Here is a 23521-nt window from a genome sequence, read left to right as displayed (position 1 = left end):
TATTCCCGCTACGCCACTTCTGCGATGTACGCCGTCGCGCGTCGACGGTAATTCTCATAAATCCCCATCGCCAGCAGCGAGAAGAAGATAGGGCCGCCCACCATCCACAGCGCGCTGTTCCAGTCGTTCGCCTCAATTACCGGCTGGATAATGGTGAAGATGTTCGCAAACGCCACCACCAGCACCACCACCGTGGTGGCCAGCAGCGTAGCCGCGCGGGTTTTAAAAATCACAAACGGACGTTCAAGATCCTGCTTCGCCTTAAAGAACGGGAACGCCAGGGTCAGGAACAGGTACGGCAGGGTCATCGACACGTTCGCCATCAGGGTCAGCTTGTTGTAAAACGCAGACGCCGTATCGCCGCCAAATGACACCAGCAGAATGAACACGCACACCAGCACACACTGCATCCACATGGCGTTGGCAGGCATGCCTGCGGTGTTCAGCTGGGTCATACTCGCAGGCCACAGCGCTTTTGGCGTACCCTGAATAATCGCTTTCAGCGGCGAGTAGATCAGCGTGAAGAATGCGCCGGTATAGGCCAGGAACATCGACAGGCCGGTAATACGCGCGAACCAGACCCCCATTACCGATGCCGCCTCGGGACTCAGGTTCATCGCCTGCCCCAGCGTCATCCCCAGGCTTTTCATCAGCACATAGGTGATGTTGCCAAGGTTAGTGGTGTTGTTGCTCAGCACCTGCTGCCAGTTGGTGCTGACGCCCCAGAGAAAAATCGCCAGCGAATAGCCGATGGAAATCACGATGGCGGCAAAAATAATGCCTTTCGCAAAGTTCTTTTCCGGGTTTTCCGTCTTATCGACCAGGCCGCCTACGGCTTCAATACCGCCGTAAGCGAAGATGGCAAACACCACGAAGGAGAGCATCGCGAGCCCGGACTGGTAGCCCGGATTCGGCGAGGAGGAAAAGTTAACATCCTGTGCAAAATGACCACCGTTCAGGCACAGGATAGCGATGCTCGCCAGCAGCAGCACCAGGTTCAATCCCATCACCGAGATCCCGCCCACGGCGGTAATCCGGGCAATTTTATTGATACCTTTAGACGCCACCAGCGTCACGACAACCATCCAGCATACCGCCAGAATCCCGACGACCTGCGTGGAGCTCAGCCCGGCCAAAGACCAGACCTGCGTTTTATCGGCGCCGAAAAGAAACGTTGAGAACGGCACCCAGACTTTGGCCGCCGTACTCACCATCCAGACGACGTAGGATGAAAACCACATAAACGTGCCGATAAACGCATAGCGCGGCCCGACGCTGTTATTCATCCATGAGTAGATCCCACCCTCTTCTTTCCGGTAAGCCGAGCCCATCTCCGCCATCATCAGCGCAAACGGGATAAAGAAGAACAGAGCAGAAACGATATAAAACGGCGTCGCGCTGTAGCCCATCAGATAGAACGCTGACGGGCTGTTGGCAAAGCCAAAGACTGAGGTAAATATCATCAGGATGAGCCCGGTGAGGGTCATCTTTTTGAGTGACTGGGACATAGAACCATCCAAAGAGGAATTAAACTGCGCGGATGGTAGCAGAAGACCAGACAGATATTGTGGCTATACGGGGCAAATTAAGAAAAAGACCCGTGTATAGGGAATGTGGCAGTTTTTAATGTTGTCGTGCTGAAATGGAAAGGTTAATTGACAGGAATGGTAGGCCGGGTAAGCGCAGCGCCACCCGGCATTTTATTAGGCGCGATCGACCGTAAAGGCAATCACATCGCCAAGCTGCTCTGCGCCCAGGGCCAGCATGACCAGACGGTCAACACCCAGCGCCACGCCGGAGCAATCCGGCAGACCTGCTTTCAATGCTTCAAGCAGATTAACATCAATAGGCTGCTGCGGCAGACCGCGCGCGGCGCGCTTGCGGTTATCCTGCTCGAAGCGCTGCGCCTGCTCGCGAGCGTCGGTCAGTTCATGGAAGCCGTTCGCCAGCTCGATGCCTTTGTAATAGACCTCAAAACGCTCTGCGACACGATGATCTTCGGTACTGATCTGCGCCAGTGAGGCCTGGCTTGCCGGGAAGTGATAAACAAACGTCGGACGGTCTTTGCCAATCTGCGGTTCCACGCCGAAGGTGAACAGCAGCTGCAGCAGCGTGTCGCGATCCTCTTCGGTATCCGCCACGTTGCTCAGATCCAGTTTTGCCGCCACTTCGCGCAGCTGGGTTTTGTCCGCCGACAGCGGATCGATTTCCAGATGGCGCTGGAAAGCCAGCTGATAGGAAAGGGTTTCGGCTTCCGAGCAGTCCAGGACCTGCTGCAGCAGATCGTCCACCTCATTCATCAGGCGGTACATATCATAATGCGGGCGGTACCACTCCAGCATGGTGAATTCCGGGTTGTGGTGACGACCCATCTCTTCATTACGGAAACTGCGGCACAGCTGATAGACCGGACCACACCCCGCTGCCAGCAGGCGTTTCATGTGGTATTCCGGGCTGGTCATCAGATACAAATTCATGCCCTGAGAGTGGCCGGGGCCAACAAAACGGGTTTCAAACGGGACCAGATGAATATCCGTTACCGTTGCCTGACTCATGCACGGGGTTTCCACCTCCAGGACGCCGCGGTCGGCAAAGAAACGGCGGATCTCCGCCATAATTGCAGCGCGTTTTAACAGATTAGGGATGGATGCGCTCGGCTGCCAGGTGGCCGTTTCGCTCATGAGTTGTTCTCCGATTTCAGACAAGGGCACGAAGTCTACTCGTTAGCCGGGGCAGAGACAAATTTTGTGCAGTAAAAAAGCGCATTTCATTTAGGTGAACAATTGCGTGACGTATTTCATCAATCTTCATGATAAATCGCCTGACAGAACAGCAAAAAAATCGAACACGTCAAATTTCCCTGACATCTACACGGTTATACTGTTTTACCCATAAAGGAGCAGTGGAAACGCTTTCGCAATCGTCCTTTTGGACGGGTGAACTACCTTTAGTTTGTCGCGTTGCGAAATAACAAAAATCTGGAGGAATGTCGTGCAAACTTTTCAAGCCGATCTTGCCGTAATAGGCGCTGGCGGGGCTGGATTACGTGCTGCGATTGCTGCAGCACAAGCTAATCCCAACGCTAAAATCGCATTGATTTCAAAAGTCTATCCAATGCGTAGTCACACAGTGGCAGCAGAAGGAGGGTCCGCCGCCGTTGCGCAGGATCATGACAGCTTTGAATACCATTTCCACGACACGGTTGCAGGGGGCGACTGGCTTTGCGAACAGGATGTCGTTGACTACTTTGTGCACCATTGTCCAACGGAGATGACCCAGCTTGAACAGTGGGGATGTCCATGGAGCCGCCGTCCGGACGGCAGCGTCAACGTTCGCCGCTTCGGCGGCATGAAGATCGAACGCACCTGGTTCGCCGCCGATAAGACCGGCTTCCACATGCTGCACACCCTGTTCCAGACCTCCCTTCAGTTCCCACAAATCCAGCGCTTCGATGAACATTTCGTCCTCGACATTCTGGTGGATGATGGACAGGCGCGCGGCCTGGTGGCGATGAACATGATGGAAGGCACGCTCGTCCAGATCCGCGCCAACGCGGTAGTAATGGCGACGGGCGGTGCGGGCCGCGTTTATCGTTATAACACCAACGGCGGCATCGTTACCGGCGACGGTATGGGCATGGCGCTCAGCCACGGCGTGCCGCTGCGCGATATGGAATTCGTGCAGTATCACCCAACCGGCCTGCCGGGCTCCGGCATTCTGATGACGGAAGGCTGCCGCGGTGAAGGCGGTATTCTGGTCAATAAAAACGGCTATCGCTATCTGCAGGATTACGGCATGGGCCCGGAAACCCCGCTCGGCGAGCCGAAGAACAAATACATGGAGCTCGGCCCGCGTGACAAAGTCTCTCAGGCTTTCTGGCACGAGTGGCGCAAAGGCAACACCATCTCCACGCCGCGCGGCGATGTGGTCTATCTCGACCTGCGTCATCTGGGCGAGAAGAAACTGCTGGAACGTCTGCCGTTCATCTGCGAGCTGGCGAAAGCCTACGTTGGCGTGGATCCGGTTAAAGAGCCGATCCCGGTGCGTCCAACCGCGCACTACACCATGGGCGGTATCGAAACCGATCAGCAGTGCGAAACCCGCATTAAAGGGCTGTTCGCCGTCGGCGAATGTTCTTCCGTTGGCCTGCACGGCGCCAACCGTCTCGGCTCAAACTCGCTGGCCGAGCTGGTGGTCTTTGGCCGCATGGCGGGCGAGCGCGCAATGGAGCGTGCGGCAACCGCAGGTGAAGCCAACGGTGCCGCGCTGGATGCGCAGGTCGCAGACGTTGAAAAACGCCTGAAAGATCTGGTGAACCAGGAGGGTAACGAGAACTGGTCTAAGATCCGCGACGAGATGGGCCTGTCGATGGAAGAAGGCTGCGGTATCTACCGTACCCCTGAGCTGATGCAAAAAACCGTCGACAAGCTGGCGGAACTGCAGGAGCGCTTCAAGCGCGTGCGCATCACCGACACCTCCAGCGTATTCAACACCGACCTGCTCTACACCATCGAGCTGGGCCACGGTCTGAACGTTGCGGAATGTATGGCGCACTCTGCGCTGGCGCGCAAAGAGTCGCGTGGGGCCCACCAGCGTCTGGACGAAGGCTGTACCGAACGTGACGACGTCAATTTCCTGAAACACACTCTCGCCTGGCGCGATGCGGATGGCACCACACGTCTGGACTACAGCGACGTGAAAATCACCACGCTGCCGCCGGCAAAACGCGTGTACGGTGCAGAAGCAGAAGCCGCCGAGAAGAAGGAGAAGGCGAATGGCTGAGATGCAAAAAATGAAAGTTGAAGTGGTGCGCTACAATCCGGAAGTGGACGCCGCACCGCACAGCGCTTTCTATGAAGTGCCTTATGACGAGCAAACCTCCCTGCTGGACGCGCTCGGCTATATCAAAGACAACCTGGCGCCAGACCTGAGCTACCGCTGGTCCTGCCGCATGGCGATCTGCGGCTCCTGCGGCATGATGGTCAACAAGGTGCCGAAGCTGGCCTGTAAGACCTTCCTGCGCGAGTACACTAAAGGTATTAAGGTCGAAGCGCTGGGCAACTTCCCGATTGAACGCGATCTGGTGGTCGATATGACCCACTTTATCGAAAGCCTGGAAGCCATTAAGCCGTACATCATTGGTAACCCACGCACGCCGGATCAGGGGCCAAACACCCAGACCCCGGCGCAGATGGCGAAATATCATCAGTTCTCCGGCTGCATCAACTGCGGTCTTTGCTACGCCGCCTGTCCACAGTTTGGCCTGAACAAGGAGTTCATCGGCCCGGCCGCCATTACCCTGGCGCACCGCTATAACGAGGACAGCCGCGACCACGGCAAAAAAGAACGTATGGCGCAGCTTAACAGCCAGAACGGCGTCTGGAGCTGTACCTTTGTGGGCTACTGCTCCGAAGTCTGTCCGAAGCACGTCGACCCGGCCGCCGCTATTCAGCAGGGTAAAGTGGAAAGCTCGAAAGACTTTCTTATCGCTACCCTGAAACCACGCTAAGGAGTGCATGATGACGACTAAACGCAAAGCCTATGTGCGGCCAATGCCGTCCACCTGGTGGAAAAACCTGCCGTTTTATCGCTTCTATATGCTGCGTGAAGGCACGGCGGTACCGGCAGTCTGGTTCAGCCTTGAGCTGATGTACGGCGTTTTTGCCCTCAAGCACGGTCCGGAAACCTGGGCCAACTTTGTCGGTTTTCTGCAAAACCCGATCATCGTTGTGCTGAACCTGATCGTGCTCGCGGCCGCGCTGCTTCATACCAAAACCTGGTTTGAACTGGCGCCAAAAGCGGCGAACATCATCGTTAAAGACGAAAAAATGGGGCCAGAACCGGTGATTAAAGGGCTCTGGGCGGTGACGATTCTGGTCACTGTGGTCATTCTGTTTGTCGCACTGTTCTGGTAAGGAGACACCTGTGATCAATCCAAATCCAAAACGTTCTGACGAGCCGGTCTTCTGGGGTCTGTTTGGCGCAGGCGGCATGTGGAGCGCCATCATCGCCCCCGTCATCATCCTGCTGGTCGGCATTATGCTGCCGCTGGGGCTGTTCCCGGGCGATGCGCTGAGCTACGAGCGCGTACTGGCATTCGCGGGCAGCTTTATCGGTCGCGTGTTCATCTTCCTGATGATCGTCCTGCCGCTGTGGTGTGGTCTGCACCGTATTCACCATGCGATGCATGACCTGAAAATCCATGTTCCGAGCGGTAAATGGGTGTTCTACGGTCTGGCGACCATCCTGACCGTGGTGACGCTGATTGCCGTGGTCACCATCTGACGCTTCAGGCCCGCCATCCGGCGGGCCTTTTATTTCTGCATCTTCCCCACCAGCCACTGAGCAAACTCGCGCATTGCGGGCGTTTCTGTCCGTGACTGTAGTCTTGTCAGCCAGTAGCTGCCGAGGTCAATCTGCGTTGCAAACGGCTGCACGATGCGCTCGCTGCTGAGTAAATGGGTAAACATGTCGACAGGCGCAATGGCAATCCCGACGCCTGCCTGAGCCGCTTCCAGCATGGTCACGGACGAGTCAAACACCATCACCCGGTGCGTCGGCGAGGGAGGATGTTCACCCGCTGCCTGCATCCACGCAGCCCACTCGTCGCGTCGGTAGGAGCGAAGCAGGGTAAACTTCAGGATATCTGCCGGGCTTTTCAGGCAAGAGGCAATATCGGGTGTACAGAGCGCAGACAGCGGCGCGGGGCAAAGAAATTCAGCATCGGTTCCATGCCACGCGCCGCCACCGTAGCGAATGGTGTAATCAAGCCCTTCAGCCGCCGGATCGACGCGATTGTTATGTGTGGAAAGCTGAAGATCAATATGCGGATAGCAGCGGCGAAAGTCCGCGAGCTCTGAGAATAAAACACCCGTGGCAAAGGTCCCTACCACACCTATTTTGAGCTTCTCCTGAGCACGCTGGCTGGCAAAGCGATCCAACATTCCGGCGATACGATCGAACGAGTCATTCAGCACCGGCAGCAAATTCTCGCCTTCGGTGGTCAACATCAGCCCGCGCGAAACGCGGACAAACAGCTGGCAATTAAGGTGCTGCTCCAGCGCCTTTACGTGCTGGCTAATCGCGGAATGGGTGACGTTCAGCTCGATAGCGGCATGCGTAAAACTGAGGTGCCTGGCAGCAGCTTCAAACGCCCGCAGGGAATTAAGAGGAAGATAGCTGCGCGTCATAGTCTCGTCCGTTAGAAAAATTAACAGCTAATGCTAAATTTAACCGTTTGTCAGCCATAGTCAAATCCAACAGACTACAGCGGTCTGACGGGCCCGGACACTCCCTTGAACCGCTATTACGGAAGATAACTGATGATGAAAAAATCCCTAAGCTGTGCCCTGCTGCTCAGCGCCTCCTTCTCAGTATTGGCTGCACCGATGTCAGAAAAACAGCTGGCTGAGGTGGTGGAACGTACCGTTACTCCGTTGATGAAAGCGCAGGCCATCCCGGGTATGGCGGTGGCGGTGATTTATCAGGGTCAGCCGCACTACTTTGCCTTCGGTAAAGCCGATGTCGCGGCAAACAAACCTGTCACCCCACAAACCTTGTTCGAACTGGGCTCTATAAGTAAAACCTTCACCGGCGTACTGGGTGGCGATGCCATTGCTCGCGGTGAGATATCGCTCGGCGATCCGGTGACAAAGTACTGGCCTGAGCTGACGGGCAAGCAGTGGCAGGGGATTCGCATGCTGGATCTGGCAACCTATACCGCAGGCGGTCTGCCGTTGCAGGTGCCGGATGAGGTCACGGATACCGCCTCCCTGCTGCGCTTTTATCAAAACTGGCAGCCGAAGTGGAAGCCGGGCACCACGCGTCTTTATGCCAATACCAGCATTGGTCTTTTTGGCGCGCTGGCGGTCAAACCTTCCGGCATGAGCTATGAGCAGGCCATAACGGCGCGGGTCTTTAAGCCGCTCAAGCTGGACCATACGTGGATTAACGTTCCGAAAGCGGAAGAGGCGCATTACGCCTGGGGATACCGTGACGGTAAAGCGGTCCACGTTTCGCCAGGCATGCTCGACGCGGAAGCCTATGGCGTAAAAACTAACGTGAAGGATATGGCGAGCTGGGTGATGGTGAACATGGAGCCTGACTCCCTTCAGGATACTTCACTCAGGCAAGGCATTGCCCTGGCGCAGTCTCGCTACTGGCGCGTGGGGGCCATGTATCAGGGGTTAGGCTGGGAAATGCTTAACTGGCCGGTCGATGCCAAAACCGTAGTTGAAGGTAGCGACAATAAGGTGGCGCTGGCACCGTTGCCTGCGAGAGAAGTAAATCCTCCGGCACCGCCGGTTAAGGCCTCCTGGGTTCATAAAACAGGCTCTACCGGCGGATTTGGCAGCTACGTGGCCTTTATACCTGAAAAGCAGCTCGGCATTGTGATGCTGGCAAATAAAAGCTATCCGAACCCTGCACGCGTTGATGCGGCATACCGCATCCTCGACGCGCTGCAGTAAAACATTGCCGGGTGGCGGCTTCGCCTTACCCGGCCTACAAAATCCCCGGTGTGACGCCGTACAAAAACCACATTTTCCTTGCCGTCATCTACACTTAACAAAAAACAGTAAGGAAACTCCTATGCGCATTTTGCCTGTTATCGCCGCGGTGACAGCCGCGTTTTTAGTGGTTGCCTGCAGTTCCCCTACCCCACCGCCTGGCGTTACCGTCGTCACGCCTTTTGATGCACAACGCTTCCTTGGAACATGGTATGAAATCGCGCGCCTCGACCACCGGTTTGAGCAGGGCTTAGAGAAGGTCACTGCGAATTACAGCCCGATGGATGATGGCGGTATTCAGGTGATCAACCGGGGCTATAACCCCGACCGGGAGATGTGGCAACAGTCGATTGGGAAAGCGTACTTCACGGGCGACCCGCGGCGGGCCGCGCTTAAAGTCTCGTTCTTTGGCCCGTTTTATGGCGGCTATAACGTGATCGCGCTCGACAGAGAGTACCGTCACGCGCTGGTCTGCGGGCCGGATCGCGACTATCTATGGATACTTTCCCGCACGCCAACACTTTCACCAGAAATGAAGCAGCAGATGCTGGACGTCGCGACCCGGCAAGGGTTTGATGTGTCAAAACTTATCTGGGTGAAACAACCCCATTAATGGGTGCTGAGCTTCAGCCCAACGATCCCGGCCACAATCAAGGCGAGGCTGGCGATACGCGCCAGACTCGCTGACTCTCCCAGCAGCAAAATGCCGGTGATAGCGGCACCCACCGCGCCAATACCCGTCCAGACGGCATAAGCCGTTCCCACAGGCAGAGAGCGCATCGCCCAGGATAACAGAACGATACTGACTATCATGGCGGTAACGGTAATGACGCTGGGCGTCAGGCGGGTAAATCCGTGGGTGTACTTGAGACCAATCGCCCATACCACTTCGAGCAGGCCAGCAATAAAAAGAATGATCCAGGACATGTCAGGCTCCTTAACTTAATACAAGTTGGGGCCGTCCCCGGTGAAAGAAACGCTTACGGGTCGTCCCGTAAGGCAGAGATTACGCCACCTATTGTGGTTAGCGTGCTATTTTTTTTCAATCATTTTTTGCTGAACACGTTAAGGCAAGAAATAGCCGCAGTATGGCGCGGAGTTCCGGCTTTTAGCACTCATCCGACTTCTCTATGATGATGTGCTTTCTGATGGCAGGAAGCCAAACCACTAGCCGACTGCGAATAAAATATGTTCAAAATTCTTTTGATTGACCGTTGTCACTTCACCCGCACGGGGTTTGAAGCATGGCTCAATCATTCCGGTTTGTTCCCGGGACACTACGTTGTGACCGGGCTGAATAATCTGTTTCTTGCCAGAGAACACATTCTGCAATGGAAACCTACGTTGGTTATTGCTGACCTGTACGGCTTCAGGCAGGACATTCACCATTTTCAGCAGCTCTCGTCCCTGCTTAACGCCAGTGAACGATTACCGTTTATTTTGCTGCAATCGGGAGAGGACAGCGGCATGACAGACTGGCTCGGACAGTTCCCGGTGTGGTCGTCGTTGTTGAAAAACGCCAGTCTCGAAGAAGTGGCAACGGTTATCAACGACGCATTGATCTCGCGCTCATGTGCTGAAAGGCCAGCGGCCGCCGCCCCCTTGCTGACCCGGCAGGAAGAGAAGGTGCTGACATTGTGGATGGACGGCGCGAGCAATCAAAAAATTGCCGCTAACCTGAGTATCAACGGAAAAACGGTCTATACCTATAAACGCAATATCCGCATGAAATTGCATATGGATACGCGTTTTTCTCCGTTTTTATCCCTGCAGGAATCGGAAAGCTGACGGTACGAAACCCGACTGGTCCCGTACCGTTTATTCATTACTGCTGAGCTTTTGTTGCTGCACCAGAGATTGCGCTACCACCTTCAGAAATATCCTGACCGACGCCACGCGTGGTATTACAGGCCGTTAACACTGAAGAAAGTACCAGGACTGAAAAGATCGCTGCAATTGTCTTCTTAACCATAATATCTTCCTTTTATAGCCAAAGTTGTTTTGTGTATAGCAACTTAAGAATAGACAAGATCCCGCCGGTTGACGGAAAAGGACGCATTTTTAGGAAAATTAGACGAACTTAGCTGGCGGCGTGAGAAATGATATGGCCGAGATCCTGGATGTCTTGTCCCATTCCACGCGTGGTGTTACAGCCGGAAAGCAATGCGCAGGAAAGCGCTAACAGAAGCAGAATTTTAACGGTACGTTTCATCATCCCTGCCTGCAAGAATCAGGCGCAGCGGGCGCTGCGCCTTCAATCATACGTAAATTACTTCACGCGGGATACGTATTCGCCGGAGCGGGTATCCACTTTGATCACTTCGCCAGTCTGTACGAACAGTGGCACTTTAACCACGGCGCCGGTAGACAGTTTGGCTGGTTTACCGCCGGTACCTGCGGTATCACCTTTCAGACCTGGATCGGTTTCAACGATTTCCAGTTCTACGAAGTTTGGTGGGGTCACAGCGATAGGCTGGCCGTTCCACAGGGTCACGATGCACTCAGCCTGATCCAGCAGCCATTTAGCGCTGTCACCTACCGCTTTCTCATCAGCAGACAGCTGTTCGAAAGTGGAGTTGTTCATGAAATGATAGAACTCACCGTCGTTGTACAGATAGGTCAGGTTCATATCAACAACATCAGCGCCTTCAGCGGAGTCAGTAGACTTGAAGGTTTTCTCAACACGGGTACCGGTCAGCAGACGGCGCAGCTTAACGCGTGCGAATGCCTGGCCTTTACCTGGTTTAACGAATTCGCTGGCTTCAACCGCGTACGGTTCGCCGTCCATCATGATTTTAAGACCAGCACGAAAATCGTTGCTATAGTACGTTGCCATAAGGCCCTCTAAATTTGTTAACTGGTAGCTAAGCCACAAAATGGCGCATATTGTAACCCTAAACACCCCGTCCAGAGAAGATTGGTTATCGCAACTTGCCGATGTAATCACCAGTCCTGATGAATTGCTGCGTCTTTTAGACCTCGATCAGCACCCAGAGTTGCTTGCAGGCCGCGAGGCAAAGCGCCTATTCGCCCTGCGCGTTCCCCGCGCGTTTGTGGCGCGGATGGAGAAAGGCAATCCCGACGATCCGCTATTAAAACAAACGCTTACTTCACAGGATGAGTTTGTCACCGCGCCGGGTTATAGCACCGATCCGCTGGAAGAGCAGAACAGCGTGGTGCCCGGTTTACTGCACAAATATCTCAACCGCGCCCTGCTGCTGGTAAAAGGCGGCTGTGCGGTAAATTGTCGTTATTGCTTCCGTCGGCACTTCCCTTATGCCGAAAACCAGGGCAATAAACGCAACTGGCAGGTCGCGCTGGACTATATCGCCGCCCATCCGGAGCTGGATGAGATTATTTTTTCCGGCGGCGACCCGCTGATGGCAAAAGATCATGAGCTGGACTGGCTGCTGACTCAGCTTGAAGCCATCCCGCACATTAAGCGCCTGCGCATTCACAGCCGTTTACCGATTGTTATTCCGGCACGTATCACGGACGGCCTGGTGTCACGCCTGGAGCAGTCCCGATTGCAGGTGCTGCTGGTGAACCATATTAACCACGCGAACGAAATTGACGATGCGTTTCGCGCGGCGATGGCGCGACTGCGTAAAGCGGGCGTGACGCTGCTGAACCAGAGCGTGCTGCTGCGCGGCGTCAATGACAGCGCCCGCGTGCTGGCCGATCTGAGCAATGCCCTGTTTGATGCGGGCGTGATGCCCTATTACCTGCACGTGCTGGATCGCGTTCAGGGCGCGGCCCATTTCATGGTGACGGACGAAGAAGCCCGGCAGATTATGCGCGAACTGTTAACGCTGGTTTCAGGCTATATGGTGCCGAAGCTGGCACGCGAGATTGGCGGAGAGCCGAGCAAGACGCCGCTGGATTTGCAGCTGCGGCAGCACTAGTTTCCCCTCACCCTAACCCTCTCCCACAGGGAGAGGGAAAAAGGCAATCAGTTCGGGCACTTGTAGACCTGGCCGCTCATCTGGCTGGCGGTCGGCACGAAGCTGGACAGCATACTCTGCGTTGGGCTGCTCACGCCGTAAATCACGTTGCCACCCATTGCCGCAGCCTGGTTACGCAGGGCATTCGCCGCACCGCGCATAGAGCCACCTTCTTCGCCATGCTGACCAGACATCCAGTTGCTTTGCTCACCGGTTGCCGTGCCTAACAGCTGGCATTCACTGCCTGGCTTATCTTCCACAAAGCGAACACCCTGGCCCGCTGCCGACAGCTCATTGCTGGAGCTACAACCCGCCAGCAGCAATGCTGCCCCTACAATCCCTGCACAGACTTTTACGCGCATGTTATTCCTCGTTTTCAATAAGCTGGACAGTAGTTGTCCGTGTGTAAATCTTATACCTAAAAGATGACCAAAAGAAAAACCCCCGAGCATTTCTGCCCGGGGGTTTTTCACATTCTACGACGTAGAGCGCACGATTACATCATGCCGCCCATTCCGCCCATGCCGCCCATACCAGCAGCACCTAAGTCAGGCGCATCGCCTTTTGGCAGGTCGGTCACCATGCACTCGGTGGTGATCATCAGACCAGCAACAGAGGCCGCATACTGCAGAGCAGAACGGGTTACTTTAGTTGGGTCCAGGATACCGAAGTCGATCATATTGCCGTATTCTTCGGTTGCCGCGTTGTAACCGTAGTTACCTTCGCCCGCTTTAACGTTGTTCGCCACAACAGATGGCTCTTCACCGGCGTTGGACACGATCTGACGCAGAGGCGCTTCCATTGCGCGCAGCGCAACTTTGATACCCACGTTCTGATCTTCGTTCTGAGCGGTCAGGCCAGCCAGTTTAGCGGCCACGCGCACCAGCGCAACGCCACCACCCGCAACCACGCCTTCTTCTACCGCAGCACGGGTCGCGTGCAGGGCATCGTCAACGCGTGCTTTTTTCTCTTTCATTTCAACTTCGGTCGCCGCACCGACTTTAATTACCGCAACGCCGCCAGCCAGTTTCGCTACGCGCTCCTGCAGTTTTTCACGGTCGTAATCGGAAGTCGCTTCTTCGATCTGCTTACGGATCTGACCCACGCGGCCCTGAATAGCGGCTTCTTCACCCACGCCATCGATGATGGTGGTGGTGTCTTTGTTGATCACAACGCGTTTCGCCTGGCCCAGGTCTTCCAGGGTCGCTTTTTCCAGCTCCATACCGATCTCTTCAGAGATCACGGTACCGCCGGTCAGGGTAGCGATATCCTGCAGCATCGCTTTACGGCGATCGCCGAAGCCAGGTGCTTTAACCGCAGCCACTTTCACGATGCCGCGCATGGTGTTAACCACCAGAGTTGCCAGCGCTTCGCCTTCAACGTCTTCAGCGATGATAACCAGCGGTTTGCCTGCTTTAGCAACGGCTTCCAGCACTGGCAGCATTTCGCGGATGTTGGAGATTTTCTTGTCAGCCAGCAGGATGAACGGGCTTTCCAGCTCAACAGCGCCAGTCTCAGGCTTGTTGATGAAGTATGGGGACAGGTAACCGCGGTCGAACTGCATACCTTCAACCACGTCCAGTTCGTCTTCCAGACCGGTACCGTCTTCAACGGTGATCACGCCTTCTTTACCGACTTTATCCATCGCTTCTGCGATCAGTTTACCTACGGTTTCGTCGGAGTTAGCGGAGATGGTACCAACCTGAGCAATGGCTTTAGAGTCAGAGCACGGTACGGACAGCGCTTTCAGTTCTTCAACAGCGGAGGCGACAGCTTTGTCGATACCACGTTTCAGATCCATTGGGTTCATGCCCGCAGCAACGGCTTTCAGACCTTCAGTGATGATAGCCTGCGCCAGAACGGTCGCGGTGGTGGTACCGTCGCCTGCAGCGTCGTTCGCTTTAGAGGCAACTTCTTTCACCATCTGCGCGCCCATGTTTTCGAACTTGTCTTCCAGCTCGATTTCACGTGCTACAGAAACACCATCTTTGGTGATGGTTGGCGCGCCGAAGGATTTATCCAGCACTACGTTACGGCCTTTCGGGCCCAGGGTCACTTTAACTGCGTCTGCCAGTACGTTTACGCCGCGGAGCATTTTTACACGAGCGTCGTTACCGAATTTTACGTCTTTAGCTGCCATGTTCTTATTTCCTCAAATTCTCGTGCGTAAATTACGCTTCAACAATTGCCAGAATGTCGCTCTCGGACATGATCAACACTTCTTCATTGTCGATCTTCTCGGATTTCACGCCGTAGCCATCGTTGAAAATTACGATGTCACCAACTTTAACGTCCAGCGGCTGCACAGTTCCGTTTTCCAGGATGCGGCCCTTACCGACAGCGATGATTTCGCCACGCGTTGATTTGGCTGCTGCAGAACCGGTCAGAACGATGCCGCCAGCAGACTTGGTTTCAACTTCTTTACGTTTGACGATCACACGATCATGTAACGGACGAATACTCATTGATAGCTCTCCTTTGAGAAAGTCATTATCAGTTATGGATGACGCCGGCCCGCAAGCGGTTTTCCGACTAGTGCCCTGAGAGATGGGGATAGCTTTTTACCCCTTCAAGGGGGAGTTGAAAAAAAAATTTGCGAAAGTGTTACCATCGCCTCTCTTTTGGTACTGGCAGGGCGATGTCAATGAGTGGACTCAAGCAGGAGTTAGGGCTGGCGCAGGGCGTTGGCCTGCTCTCAACCTCCTTGTTAGGTACGGGCGTGTTTGCCGTACCGGCACTGGCGGCGCTGGTCGCGGGAAATAATAGCCTGTGGGCGTGGCCAGCGCTGATTGTACTGGTTTTCCCGATAGCCATTGTGTTTGCCATCCTGGGGAGGCATTTCCCCAGCGCGGGCGGCGTGGCGCACTTTGTCGGTCTGGCCTTTGGGCCGCGGCTGCAGCGTGTCACCGGCTGGCTGTTTCTCTCCGTCATTCCGGTTGGCCTTCCTGCGGCATTGCATATTGCGACCGGCTTTGGTCAGGCGCTGTTTGGCTGGCATAACGAGCAGTTATTGCTGGCCGAGTTGGGCACGCTGGCTATCGTCTGGTGGGTAGGCTCTCGCGGGGCCCGCTCCAGCGCCAACCTGCAGACGCTGGTTGCGGTGCTGATTGTCGCGCTCGTTGCCGCTATCTGGTGGGCGGGCGATATCACAATCAAGGAAATTCCCTTCCCGGCGGTGACAGACGTCGATCATTCACAGCTTTTCGCCGCGCTCTCCGTCATGTTCTGGTGTTTTGTGGGTCTGGAAGCCTTTGCCCATCTTGCCTCTGAATTTAAGCAGCCTGAGCGCGATTTCCCCCGGGCGCTGATGATAGGCCTGCTGCTGGCAGGCACGGTCTACTGGGCGTGTACCGTGCTGGTGTTGCACTTCCACGCGTTCGGCGCGGATCTCGCCGCCGCGGCATCGCTGCCGGGTATCGTGGTTAATCTGTTTGGTGTGAAGGCGCTGTGGATCGCCTGCGTCATCGGCTATCTGGCCTGTTTTGCCAGCCTCAACATTTATATCCAGAGCTTTGCCCGGCTGGTGTGGTCGCATGCGCTCGACAAACCTGAGAATCGCCTCGCGCGCCTGTCTAAACGCCAGCTTCCGCTGAATGCCCTGAATGCCGTGCTGGGCTGCTGCGTGTTGAGCACGCTGTGTATTTACGCACTGAAGATCAATCTGGACGCGCTGATCGTCTACGCCAACGGCATTTTCATTATGATCTACCTGCTGTGCATGCTGGCGGGATGTCGTTTGCTGCAAGGTCGCTATAAAACACTGGCGGTCATCGGGGGTGGGCTTTGCCTGCTGTTGCTGGCGATGGTGGGATGGAAGAGTCTGTACGCGATTGTCATGCTGGTAGGACTGTGGCTGTTTTTACCGAAGCGCGATGCGCACCAGTAGCGCCCGGTAAGCGAAGCGCCACCGGGCAAATCTATCACCGATCGTCTTTATGGTCTAAACGGTCGTGCTGTTCATCTTTACGCTGATATTCCCCTTCAAAGGTATCGCCTGGCCCGGTGCTGAACCCACCGCCAGGCATACGGTTAAAGCGCAGATGCGGCAGCAGCTTCATGGTCAGGTGCTTTTGCACCGGCGGCAGAAGCAACAGAAGGCCGAGGAAGTCGGTGAAGAACCCCGGCAGGATCAGCAGCAGCCCCGCAATAATCAGCGATACGCTTTTGATCATCTCCGCTGCCGGGCTTTCGCCTGCGGCCATCTTCTCCTGCATTAACAGGAAATTTTTGAAACCCTGATTACGCACCAGCGACATGCCGATGACGGAGGTGAAAATCACCAGAATCAGCGTCAGCAGGACGCCCAGCACATGGGCAACCTGGATGAAAATGGAAATCTCAATGTAAACATAGAGAAAGAAAGCAATAAACGGTATCCAGCGCACTGGCATCTCCTGTGTGGCAAGGGCCGGCGGGCCCCTGTCTGAATGTGTTCGCGACGCGCGTTTGTATGAGATGGTGACGGTTAGCGAAAATTCAATCAGTTTGCACGGATATTTTTTTTGGAAATATTAAAGCGGTGACCCATTTCACAGATTAATAATTATCATGGAATCGGCTCGATAATAAGTGATCCAGCTTACGGCAATTCGCTATCATCAGCATATGATCTCGAACATCTGGCTGATTGAGGGAATAATCGTCGGCCAGAAAATATTCAAAACCACATAAATACTGTGTGTTTAGTACAATCCATCGGCAGCTTGAAAAGAAGGTTCACATGTTAAACAACATTCGTATCGAAGAAGACTTGTTGGGTACCAGGGAAGTTCCAGCGGATGCCTACTACGGTGTTCACACTCTGAGAGCGATTGAAAACTTCTACATCAGCAACAGCAAAATCAGCGACATCCCTGAGTTTGTCCGTGGCATGGTGATGGTGAAGAAAGCCGCAGCCCTGGCCAACAAAGAGCTGCAAACCATTCCTAAAAGCGCGGCAAATGCGATTATCGCAGCCTGCGATGAAGTGCTGAACAACGGCAAATGCATGGACCAGTTCCCGGTTGACGTCTATCAGGGCGGCGCGGGCACCTCCGTCAACATGAATACCAACGAAGTACTGGCAAACATTGGCCTGGAGCTGATGGGTCACCAGAAAGGTGAATACCAGTACCTTAACCCGAACGACCACGTTAACAAATGCCAGTCCACCAACGACGCTTACCCTACCGGCTTCCGTATCGCGGTGTATGCCTCTGTAGTGAAACTGGTGGATGCGATCAACCAACTGGGTGATGGCTTCCAGCGTAAAGCGGTTGAGTTCCAGGACATCCTGAAAATGGGTCGTACCCAGCTGCAGGACGCGGTGCCGATGACCCTCGGCCAGGAATTCCACGCGTTTAACGTGCTGCTTAACGAAGAGACCAAAAACCTGCTGCGCACCTCCGAGCTGCTGCTGGAAGTGAACCTGGGCGCAACCGCCATCGGTACACGTCTGAACACCCCGGATGGCTATCAGCAGCTGGCGGTACAGAAGCTGGCTGAAGTCTCTAACCTGCCGGTTGTGCCTGCAGAAGACCTGATTGAAGCGACCTCCGACTGCGGCGCCTACGTCATGGTACACAGCGCCCTGAAACGTCTGGCAGTGAAACTGTCCAAAATCTGTAACGACCTGCGCCTGCTTTCCTCCGGTCCGCGCGCTGGCCTGAACGAAATCAACCTGCCAGAGCTGCAGGCGGGTTCGTCCATCATGCCGGCCAAGGTGAACCCGGTTGTGCCAGAAGTGGTGAATCAGGTTTGCTTCAAAGTCATCGGTAACGATACAACCGTGACCATGGCCTCTGAAGCGGGTCAGCTGCAGCTGAACGTGATGGAGCCAGTGATTGGCCAGGCGATGTTTGAATCTATCCACATCCTGACCAACGCCTGCTACAACCTGCTGGAAAAATGCATTAACGGCATCACAGCGAATAAAGAAGTCTGTGAGGGTTATGTCTATAACTCCATCGGGATCGTCACCTACCTCAACCCGTTCATCGGTCACCACAACGGTGACATCGTCGGTAAGATTTGTGCCGAAACCGGTAAGAGCGTACGTGAAGTGGTGCTGGAGCGCGGGCTGTTGACCGAAGCGGAGCTGGACGATATCTTCTCGGCCCAGAACCTGATGCACCCGGCATATAAAGCAAAACGATATACCGATGAAAGCGAACAGTAACCGTTCAGGCTAGGCTTCTTAAGGCACGTCACTTGTGACGTGCCTTTTTTCTTTTTAGGCGTTACCGAAATACAACAATTCAATATCAACTTGTTAATAAGCAAGGAAGGTCCTTATGTTTGGAGCAGAACTCGTCATCGTCTTGTTGGCGATTTATTTGGGAGCAAGACTCGGGGGTATCGGCATCGGTTTTGCTGGTGGTCTCGGGGTGCTCGTTCTTACCCTTATCTTTCAGATTAAACCCGGCGCAATCCCGTTTGACGTTATCGAAATCATCATGGCCGTTATTGCCGCTATCGCCGCCATGCAGGTGGCAGGCGGTATGGACTACCTGGTGAGCCTGGCGGAGCGTATGCTGCGCCGCCATCCAAAATACATTACCTTCCTTGCCCCGCTGGTGACCTGGTTTATGACCATTCTCGCCGGTACGGGCCACACCGCCTTCTCCACGCTGCCGGTGATTACCGAAGTGGCGAAAGAGCAGGGTATCCGTCCGTCTCGTCCGCTCTCTATTGCCGTCGTCGCGTCCCAGATTGCGATTACCGCCTCGCCGATTTCCGCTGCGGTGGTCTTCTTCGCCGGTATCCTTGAACCGATGGGCGTGAGCTACCTGACGCTGCTGGCGATCTGTATCCCGGTGACGCTGATTGCAGTGATGATTACTGCCGTGCTGTGTAACTTCCTCGGCGCTGAACTGAAAGACGATCCGGTTTATCAGGAGCGTCTGGCAAAAGGTGAAGTGAGCCTGCGCGGCAGCCAGGTCTTCGAGCTGAAGCCACATGCGAAGCGCTCCGTGCTACTGTTCCTGATTGGGATTGTCGCCGTCATGTTCTATGCGACCGCCATCAGCGATACCGTGGGCCTGATCCAGAACCCGGTCCTGCCGCGTAACGAAGCGATTGTGGTGTTTATGCTGACCATCGCGACGCTGATTAGCATCACCTGTAAAATCGACACCAGCGAAGTGCTGAACGCCAGCACCTTCAAATCCGGTATGAGCGCCTGCGTGTGCGTGCTGGGTGTGGCGTGGCTCGGTGATACCTTCGTGAAAGCGCACATCAGCGACATTCAGACCGTAGCAGGCGACCTGCTGCACAACTATCCGTGGCTGCTGGCGGTGGTGCTGTTCTTTGCCGCTACCCTGCTTTACTCCCAGGCGGCGACCACCAAAGCGCTGATGCCTGCGGCACTGATGCTGGGCGTTACCCCGCTGACGGCGATTGCCTCTTTCGCGGCGGTTTCTGCCCTGTTCGTTCTGCCAACCTACCCAACCCTGCTGGCGGCGGTGGAGATGGACGACACAGGCTCAACCCGTATCGGTAAGTATGTGTTTAACCATGCGTTCCTGATCCCGGGCGTGGTTGCCATTTCGCTTTGCGTGATCCTCGGCTTTATCATTGGCGGCGTGGTGCTGTAAACGGTGAGTGGTTGTAAAAATAGTTAAAATCGGGCCGCTCTGCGGCCCGTTTCATTAATGACCAATCGCCTTGCGTGATATAGTGAAGACTTTCGTGATGAGGAGGTCGACTTGTGAACACGCCTGATGCTGTTGTCGTACTGTGTACCGCCCCTGATGAAGCCTCTGCCCAGGATCTCGCCGCCAAAGTGCTGGCCGAAAAACTGGCAGCCTGCGTGACGCTCCTCCCCGGTGCCACCTCCCTTTATTACTGGGAAGGCAAGCTGGAGCAAGAGTACGAAGTTCAGATGTTGCTCAAAACTAATCTGGCGAATCAGCAGGCTCTCCTGGACTGCCTCAAATCTCATCATCCTTACCAAACCCCGGAGCTGCTGGTCCTGCCAGTGGTTCATGGCGATAACGACTATCTCTCATGGCTCAACGCTTCCTTACGCTGATCCTGCTGCTGTGCAGCACGTCAGCTTTTGCCGGGTTGTTTGACGCGCCCGGCCGTTCGAACTTCATCCCTGCCGACCAGGCTTTCGTTTTCGATTTTCAGCAAAACCAGCATGACCTTACGCTCAACTGGCAGGTGAAAGAGGGTTATTACCTCTATCGCAAGCAGGTAAGCATTACGCCTGCTCAGGCCAGCGTGGGCGCTTTACAGATGCCCTCTGGCGAGTGGCATGAGGACGAGTTCTACGGCAAGAGTGAAATCTACCGCCAGCGCCTGAGCTTGCCTGTTACGGTGAATCAGGCGGATAAAGGTGCGACCCTGACGGTGACCTATCAGGGGTGCGCGGACGCGGGATTCTGCTATCCGCCTGAAACGAAGGTCGTTCCACTCAGCGAAGTTAAGGCTGCCGCCGCTTTCTCCCCTCTCCCCTCTGGGGAGAGCGGTAAAAGTGAAGCCGCGTCAGACCTTCCGTTCTCCGCGCTGTGGGCCTTGCTGATCGGTATCGGCATTGCCTTTACGCCGTGCGTGCTGCCGATGTATCCGCTCATCTCTGGCATCGTGCTGGGCGGTAAGCAACGGCTTTCCACCGCCCGCGCCCTGCTGTTGGCCTTTATTTATGTGCAGGGCATGGCGTTGACCTACACGGCCCTTGGCCTTGTGGTTGCCGCTGCCGGGTTACAGTTCCAGGCCGCACTGCAGCATCCTTACGTCCTTATTAGCTTATCGGTGGTGTTTATCCTGCTGGCTCTGTCGATGTTCGGCCTGTTTACCCTGCAGTTACCGTCGTCTCTGCAAACTCGCTTAACGCTAATGAGTAATCGCCAGCAGGGTGGCTCGGCGGGTGGGGTATTCGCGATGGGAGCCATCGCTGGTTTAATTTGTTCCCCTTGCACCACCGCACCGCTGAGCGCCATCCTGCTCTATATTGCCCAGAGCGGGAATCTGTGGCTTGGCGGCGGTACGTTGTACCTTTACGCGCTGGGCATGGGCCTACCGCTGATTCTGGTCACGGTTTTCGGCAATCGACTTCTGCCGAAGAGCGGCCCGTGGATGGAGACGGTGAAAACCGCGTTTGGCTTTGTGATTCTGGCGCTGCCGGTGTTCCTCCTCGAGCGTATCATCGGCGACGTCTGGGGTTTGCGTCTGTGGGCGATGCTCGGCGTAGCATTCTTCTCCTGGGCGTTTATCGTCAGTCTGGGGGCGAAAAAAGCGTGGATGCGCCTGGTGCAAATCCTCCTGCTCGCCGCCGCGCTGGTGAGCGTGCGTCCTCTTCAGGACTGGGCGTTCGGCTCGCCGGTAGACCAGACGCAGGCGCATCTGAACTTCATCCAGATTAAGAACGTTGATGAGCTCAACAGCGCGCTCGCACAGGCAAAAGGCAAACCGGTGATGCTCGATCTCTATGCCGACTGGTGCGTTGCCTGCAAAGAGTTTGAGAAATATACCTTTAGCGATCCGCAGGTGCAAAGTGCCCTGAAAGAGACCGTTTTGCTTCAGGCGAACGTGACCGCCAATAATGCGCAGGATAAGGCTCTGCTGAAGCAGCTTAACGTGCTCGGGCTGCCAACCATTCTGTTCTTCAATCAGCAGGGCCAGGAGCAGCCAGAACAGCGTGTAACCGGGTTTATGGATGCAGCGGCATTTAACGCGCATTTGCGCAATCGCCAACCGTAAACAACACTTTAAACGGGACAAACCGTTGGGAATAGCGGAGGAGATAACCGTGCAACGTGAAGACGTACTGGGACAAGCCCTGCAATTACTTGAGATTCAAGGGATCGCCAGCACCACGCTTGAGATGGTAGCCGACCGTATCGATTACCCCGTGGATGATCTTAAGCGCTTCTGGCCGGATAAAGAGGCGCTCGTTTATGATGCCCTGCGCTATCTCAGCCAGCAGGTTGATGTCTGGCGCAGGCAGCTGATGCTGAATGAAGAACTGACTGCGGAACAAAAGCTGCTGGCGCGCTATACCGCCCTGACGGAATGTGTCAGCAACAACCGGTACCCGGGTTGTCTGTTCATCGCCGCCTGCACTTATTTTCCCGACCCAGGCCATCCTGTCCATCAGCTGGCGGATCAGCAAAAACGGGCGGCACATGACTTCACCCACGAGCTACTGACCACGCTGGAAGTGGATGACCCGGCAATGGTGGCGAAACAGATGGAGCTGGTGCTGGAGGGCTGCCTGAGCCGCATGCTGGTGAACCGTAGCCAGGCCGACGTGGATACGGCGCACCGGCTGGCGGAAGATATTCTGCGCTTTGCTCAGTGCCGTATGGGCGGGGCATTGACGTAAGCGAACCTGTTAAATTCGACGTATTCGGCGCGTAAACCGCCAGATTGCCGCAAACTTAAGCAGTTGAACAGCTTTTCCCGAAATAATGTTGACGCTAGAGCGTGATTGCGGTTTAATGCGCTCCGTTGCCCGGATAGCTCAGTCGGTAGAGCAGGGGATTGAAAATCCCCGTGTCCTTGGTTCGATTCCGAGTCCGGGCACCACTATTTAAAGAACCCAGCCTATGGCTGGGTTTTTGCTTTTCTGCGTTTATCAAAACCTTCCCTGTTTTTATATTCCTGTATCTCTTTCCAGTAAGATCGTGCGGTCTGGTCTGCCCGGTGGCGCTGCGCTTACCGGGCCTTCGGATTTTGCAGGCAGGATAAGGCGAAGCCGCCATCCGCCATGATTTCTGACGCACAAAGCAAAAAACCCCGCGCCTTACGGTGCGGGGTTCTTCTAATTGATGCCTGGCAGTTCCCTACTCTCACATGGGGAGACCCCACACTACCATCGGCGCTACGGCGTTTCACTTCTGAGTTCGGCATGGGGTCAGGTGGGACCACCGCGCTAAAGCCGCCAGGCAAATTCTGTTAATCTGTATCAGGCTGAAAATCGTCTCTGTCTCTTCGCCGAAACAGCTTCGGCGTTGTAAGGTTAAGCCTCACGGTTCATTAGTATCGGTTAGCTCAACGCATCGCTGCGCTTACACACCCGACCTATCAACGTCGTCGTCTTCAACGTTCCTTCAGGACTCTCAGGGAGTCAGGGAGAACTCATCT

General features: G+C 55.2%; 25 protein-coding genes, 1 tRNA gene and 2 rRNA genes. 15 read left to right on the top strand and 13 right to left on the bottom strand.

Going from position 1 to position 23521, the window contains the following annotated elements; genetic code table 11:
- Nucleotides 1-8: 8 nt before the first annotated feature.
- On the bottom strand, nucleotides 9-1508 hold the full coding sequence (yjeM, locus tag AC0TN7_RS06455) for a glutamate/gamma-aminobutyrate family transporter YjeM (RefSeq protein ID WP_473701935.1): 1500 nt from the start codon (nucleotides 1506-1508) through the stop codon (nucleotides 9-11).
- Between the two features lie 195 nt (nucleotides 1509-1703).
- A complete protein-coding gene (epmA, locus tag AC0TN7_RS06450) occupies nucleotides 1704-2681 on the bottom strand; it encodes an elongation factor P--(R)-beta-lysine ligase (RefSeq protein WP_473701934.1) in 978 nt (325 codons plus the stop codon).
- Between the two features lie 310 nt (nucleotides 2682-2991).
- Between epmA and frdA the strand changes: the two genes are divergently transcribed.
- Genes frdA through frdD form a run of 4 tightly spaced genes read left to right on the top strand, consistent with a single transcriptional unit; the run spans nucleotide 2992 to nucleotide 6285 of the window.
- On the top strand, nucleotides 2992-4782 hold the full coding sequence (gene frdA / locus AC0TN7_RS06445) for a fumarate reductase (quinol) flavoprotein subunit (protein WP_024907346.1): 1791 nt from the start codon (nucleotides 2992-2994) through the stop codon (nucleotides 4780-4782).
- The gene (locus AC0TN7_RS06440; protein ID WP_023310124.1) at nucleotides 4775-5509 is read left to right on the top strand and encodes a succinate dehydrogenase/fumarate reductase iron-sulfur subunit; all 735 of its coding nucleotides are present in this window, start codon (nucleotides 4775-4777) and stop codon (nucleotides 5507-5509) included. The genes frdA and AC0TN7_RS06440 overlap by 8 nt, the downstream gene beginning before the upstream one ends.
- A 10-nt stretch (nucleotides 5510-5519) precedes the next feature.
- Nucleotides 5520-5915 carry a fumarate reductase subunit FrdC gene (gene frdC, locus AC0TN7_RS06435; protein ID WP_024907347.1) on the top strand — a complete coding sequence of 132 codons (396 nt, stop codon included), beginning with the start codon at nucleotides 5520-5522 and terminating at the stop codon, nucleotides 5913-5915.
- A 10-nt stretch (nucleotides 5916-5925) separates the two neighbouring features.
- Nucleotides 5926-6285 carry a fumarate reductase subunit FrdD gene (gene frdD / locus AC0TN7_RS06430; RefSeq protein WP_013095272.1) on the top strand — a complete coding sequence of 120 codons (360 nt, stop codon included), beginning with the start codon at nucleotides 5926-5928 and terminating at the stop codon, nucleotides 6283-6285.
- A gap of 29 nt (nucleotides 6286-6314) precedes the next feature.
- Here frdD and ampR read toward each other — a convergent pair whose 3' ends face one another.
- Entirely contained in the window at nucleotides 6315-7190 is an 876-nt protein-coding gene (gene ampR, locus AC0TN7_RS06425) for a LysR family transcriptional regulator AmpR (protein WP_213329047.1), read from the bottom strand.
- A gap of 132 nt (nucleotides 7191-7322) precedes the next feature.
- Here ampR and blaACT point away from each other — a divergent pair, with 132 nt between their 5' ends.
- Complete coding sequence (gene blaACT / locus AC0TN7_RS06420) at nucleotides 7323-8468, top strand: ACT family cephalosporin-hydrolyzing class C beta-lactamase (protein ID WP_473701933.1); 1146 nt, start codon at nucleotides 7323-7325, stop codon at nucleotides 8466-8468.
- A gap of 121 nt (nucleotides 8469-8589) precedes the next feature.
- Complete coding sequence (locus tag AC0TN7_RS06415; RefSeq protein ID WP_024907350.1) at nucleotides 8590-9120, top strand: lipocalin family protein; 531 nt, start codon at nucleotides 8590-8592, stop codon at nucleotides 9118-9120.
- On the opposite strand, the gene sugE is transcribed toward AC0TN7_RS06415, so the two are convergent.
- The gene (gene sugE / locus AC0TN7_RS06410; RefSeq protein ID WP_008502938.1) at nucleotides 9117-9434 is read right to left on the bottom strand and encodes a quaternary ammonium compound efflux SMR transporter SugE; all 318 of its coding nucleotides are present in this window, start codon (nucleotides 9432-9434) and stop codon (nucleotides 9117-9119) included. The two genes, AC0TN7_RS06415 and sugE, sit on opposite strands and share 4 nt — an antisense overlap.
- Nucleotides 9435-9695: 261 nt before the next feature.
- Here sugE and AC0TN7_RS06405 point away from each other — a divergent pair, with 261 nt between their 5' ends.
- Nucleotides 9696-10295 carry a helix-turn-helix transcriptional regulator gene (locus AC0TN7_RS06405; RefSeq protein WP_420277679.1) on the top strand — a complete coding sequence of 200 codons (600 nt, stop codon included), beginning with the start codon at nucleotides 9696-9698 and terminating at the stop codon, nucleotides 10293-10295.
- 37 nt (nucleotides 10296-10332) lie between these two features.
- On the opposite strand, the gene ecnB is transcribed toward AC0TN7_RS06405, so the two are convergent.
- From ecnB to efp, 3 genes are all read right to left on the bottom strand, one after another.
- Entirely contained in the window at nucleotides 10333-10479 is a 147-nt protein-coding gene (gene ecnB / locus AC0TN7_RS06400; protein WP_003025482.1) for a lipoprotein toxin entericidin B, read from the bottom strand.
- A 108-nt stretch (nucleotides 10480-10587) separates the two neighbouring features.
- Complete coding sequence (locus AC0TN7_RS06395; protein ID WP_048990206.1) at nucleotides 10588-10719, bottom strand: entericidin A/B family lipoprotein; 132 nt, start codon at nucleotides 10717-10719, stop codon at nucleotides 10588-10590.
- Between the two features lie 57 nt (nucleotides 10720-10776).
- Entirely contained in the window at nucleotides 10777-11343 is a 567-nt protein-coding gene (gene efp / locus AC0TN7_RS06390; RefSeq protein WP_010427766.1) for an elongation factor P, read from the bottom strand.
- 40 nt (nucleotides 11344-11383) lie between these two features.
- On the opposite strand from efp, the gene epmB reads away from it, so the two are divergent.
- Nucleotides 11384-12412 (top strand): EF-P beta-lysylation protein EpmB, encoded by a 1029-nt coding sequence (gene epmB / locus AC0TN7_RS06385; RefSeq protein WP_049123429.1) that lies wholly within the window; start codon nucleotides 11384-11386, stop codon nucleotides 12410-12412.
- A gap of 47 nt (nucleotides 12413-12459) precedes the next feature.
- On the opposite strand, the gene AC0TN7_RS06380 is transcribed toward epmB, so the two are convergent.
- From AC0TN7_RS06380 to AC0TN7_RS06370, 3 genes are all read right to left on the bottom strand, one after another.
- On the bottom strand, nucleotides 12460-12813 hold the full coding sequence (locus AC0TN7_RS06380; RefSeq protein ID WP_024907354.1) for a DUF4156 domain-containing protein: 354 nt from the start codon (nucleotides 12811-12813) through the stop codon (nucleotides 12460-12462).
- 134 nt (nucleotides 12814-12947) lie between these two features.
- On the bottom strand, nucleotides 12948-14591 hold the full coding sequence (groL, locus tag AC0TN7_RS06375) for a chaperonin GroEL (protein ID WP_023310114.1): 1644 nt from the start codon (nucleotides 14589-14591) through the stop codon (nucleotides 12948-12950).
- 31 nt (nucleotides 14592-14622) lie between these two features.
- On the bottom strand, nucleotides 14623-14916 hold the full coding sequence (locus AC0TN7_RS06370) for a co-chaperone GroES (protein WP_003855929.1): 294 nt from the start codon (nucleotides 14914-14916) through the stop codon (nucleotides 14623-14625).
- Nucleotides 14917-15095: 179 nt separating this feature from the next.
- Here AC0TN7_RS06370 and yjeH point away from each other — a divergent pair, with 179 nt between their 5' ends.
- The gene (gene yjeH / locus AC0TN7_RS06365; RefSeq protein ID WP_473701932.1) at nucleotides 15096-16337 is read left to right on the top strand and encodes an L-methionine/branched-chain amino acid transporter; all 1242 of its coding nucleotides are present in this window, start codon (nucleotides 15096-15098) and stop codon (nucleotides 16335-16337) included.
- Between the two features lie 34 nt (nucleotides 16338-16371).
- Here yjeH and AC0TN7_RS06360 read toward each other — a convergent pair whose 3' ends face one another.
- The gene (locus AC0TN7_RS06360; protein WP_024907356.1) at nucleotides 16372-16836 is read right to left on the bottom strand and encodes an FxsA family protein; all 465 of its coding nucleotides are present in this window, start codon (nucleotides 16834-16836) and stop codon (nucleotides 16372-16374) included.
- A gap of 335 nt (nucleotides 16837-17171) precedes the next feature.
- Here AC0TN7_RS06360 and aspA point away from each other — a divergent pair, with 335 nt between their 5' ends.
- The 6 genes from aspA (at nucleotide 17172) to AC0TN7_RS06330 (ending at nucleotide 22963) form a co-directional block, all read left to right on the top strand.
- Nucleotides 17172-18608, top strand: coding sequence for an aspartate ammonia-lyase (gene aspA / locus AC0TN7_RS06355; RefSeq protein ID WP_003855923.1), 1437 nt, complete (start codon nucleotides 17172-17174; stop codon nucleotides 18606-18608).
- 115 nt (nucleotides 18609-18723) lie between these two features.
- Complete coding sequence (locus AC0TN7_RS06350) at nucleotides 18724-20025, top strand: anaerobic C4-dicarboxylate transporter (protein ID WP_024907357.1); 1302 nt, start codon at nucleotides 18724-18726, stop codon at nucleotides 20023-20025.
- A 113-nt stretch (nucleotides 20026-20138) separates the two neighbouring features.
- A complete protein-coding gene (gene cutA, locus AC0TN7_RS06345; protein WP_014168278.1) occupies nucleotides 20139-20462 on the top strand; it encodes a divalent cation tolerance protein CutA in 324 nt (107 codons plus the stop codon).
- Nucleotides 20438-22135: a protein-disulfide reductase DsbD gene (locus AC0TN7_RS06340; RefSeq protein ID WP_417927960.1), complete on the top strand. Its 1698-nt coding sequence runs from the start codon at nucleotides 20438-20440 to the stop codon at nucleotides 22133-22135. Before cutA ends, AC0TN7_RS06340 begins: the two co-directional genes overlap by 25 nt.
- A 49-nt stretch (nucleotides 22136-22184) precedes the next feature.
- A complete protein-coding gene (locus AC0TN7_RS06335) occupies nucleotides 22185-22760 on the top strand; it encodes a transcriptional regulator (RefSeq protein ID WP_407859347.1) in 576 nt (191 codons plus the stop codon).
- A 127-nt stretch (nucleotides 22761-22887) separates the two neighbouring features.
- Nucleotides 22888-22963 (top strand) — tRNA-Phe (locus tag AC0TN7_RS06330).
- Nucleotides 22964-23207: 244 nt separating this feature from the next.
- Here the strand turns inward: AC0TN7_RS06330 and rrf are convergent.
- Nucleotides 23208-23323, bottom strand: a 5S ribosomal RNA gene (gene rrf, locus AC0TN7_RS06325).
- Between the two features lie 69 nt (nucleotides 23324-23392).
- Nucleotides 23393-23521 (bottom strand): 23S ribosomal RNA (locus AC0TN7_RS06320); the annotation flags it as partial.

The organism is Enterobacter sp. PL_is511 (assembly GCF_055816065.1).
The sequence above is the reverse complement of the archived record's forward strand: the minus strand, read 5'-3'. Positions and strand labels throughout refer to the sequence as shown.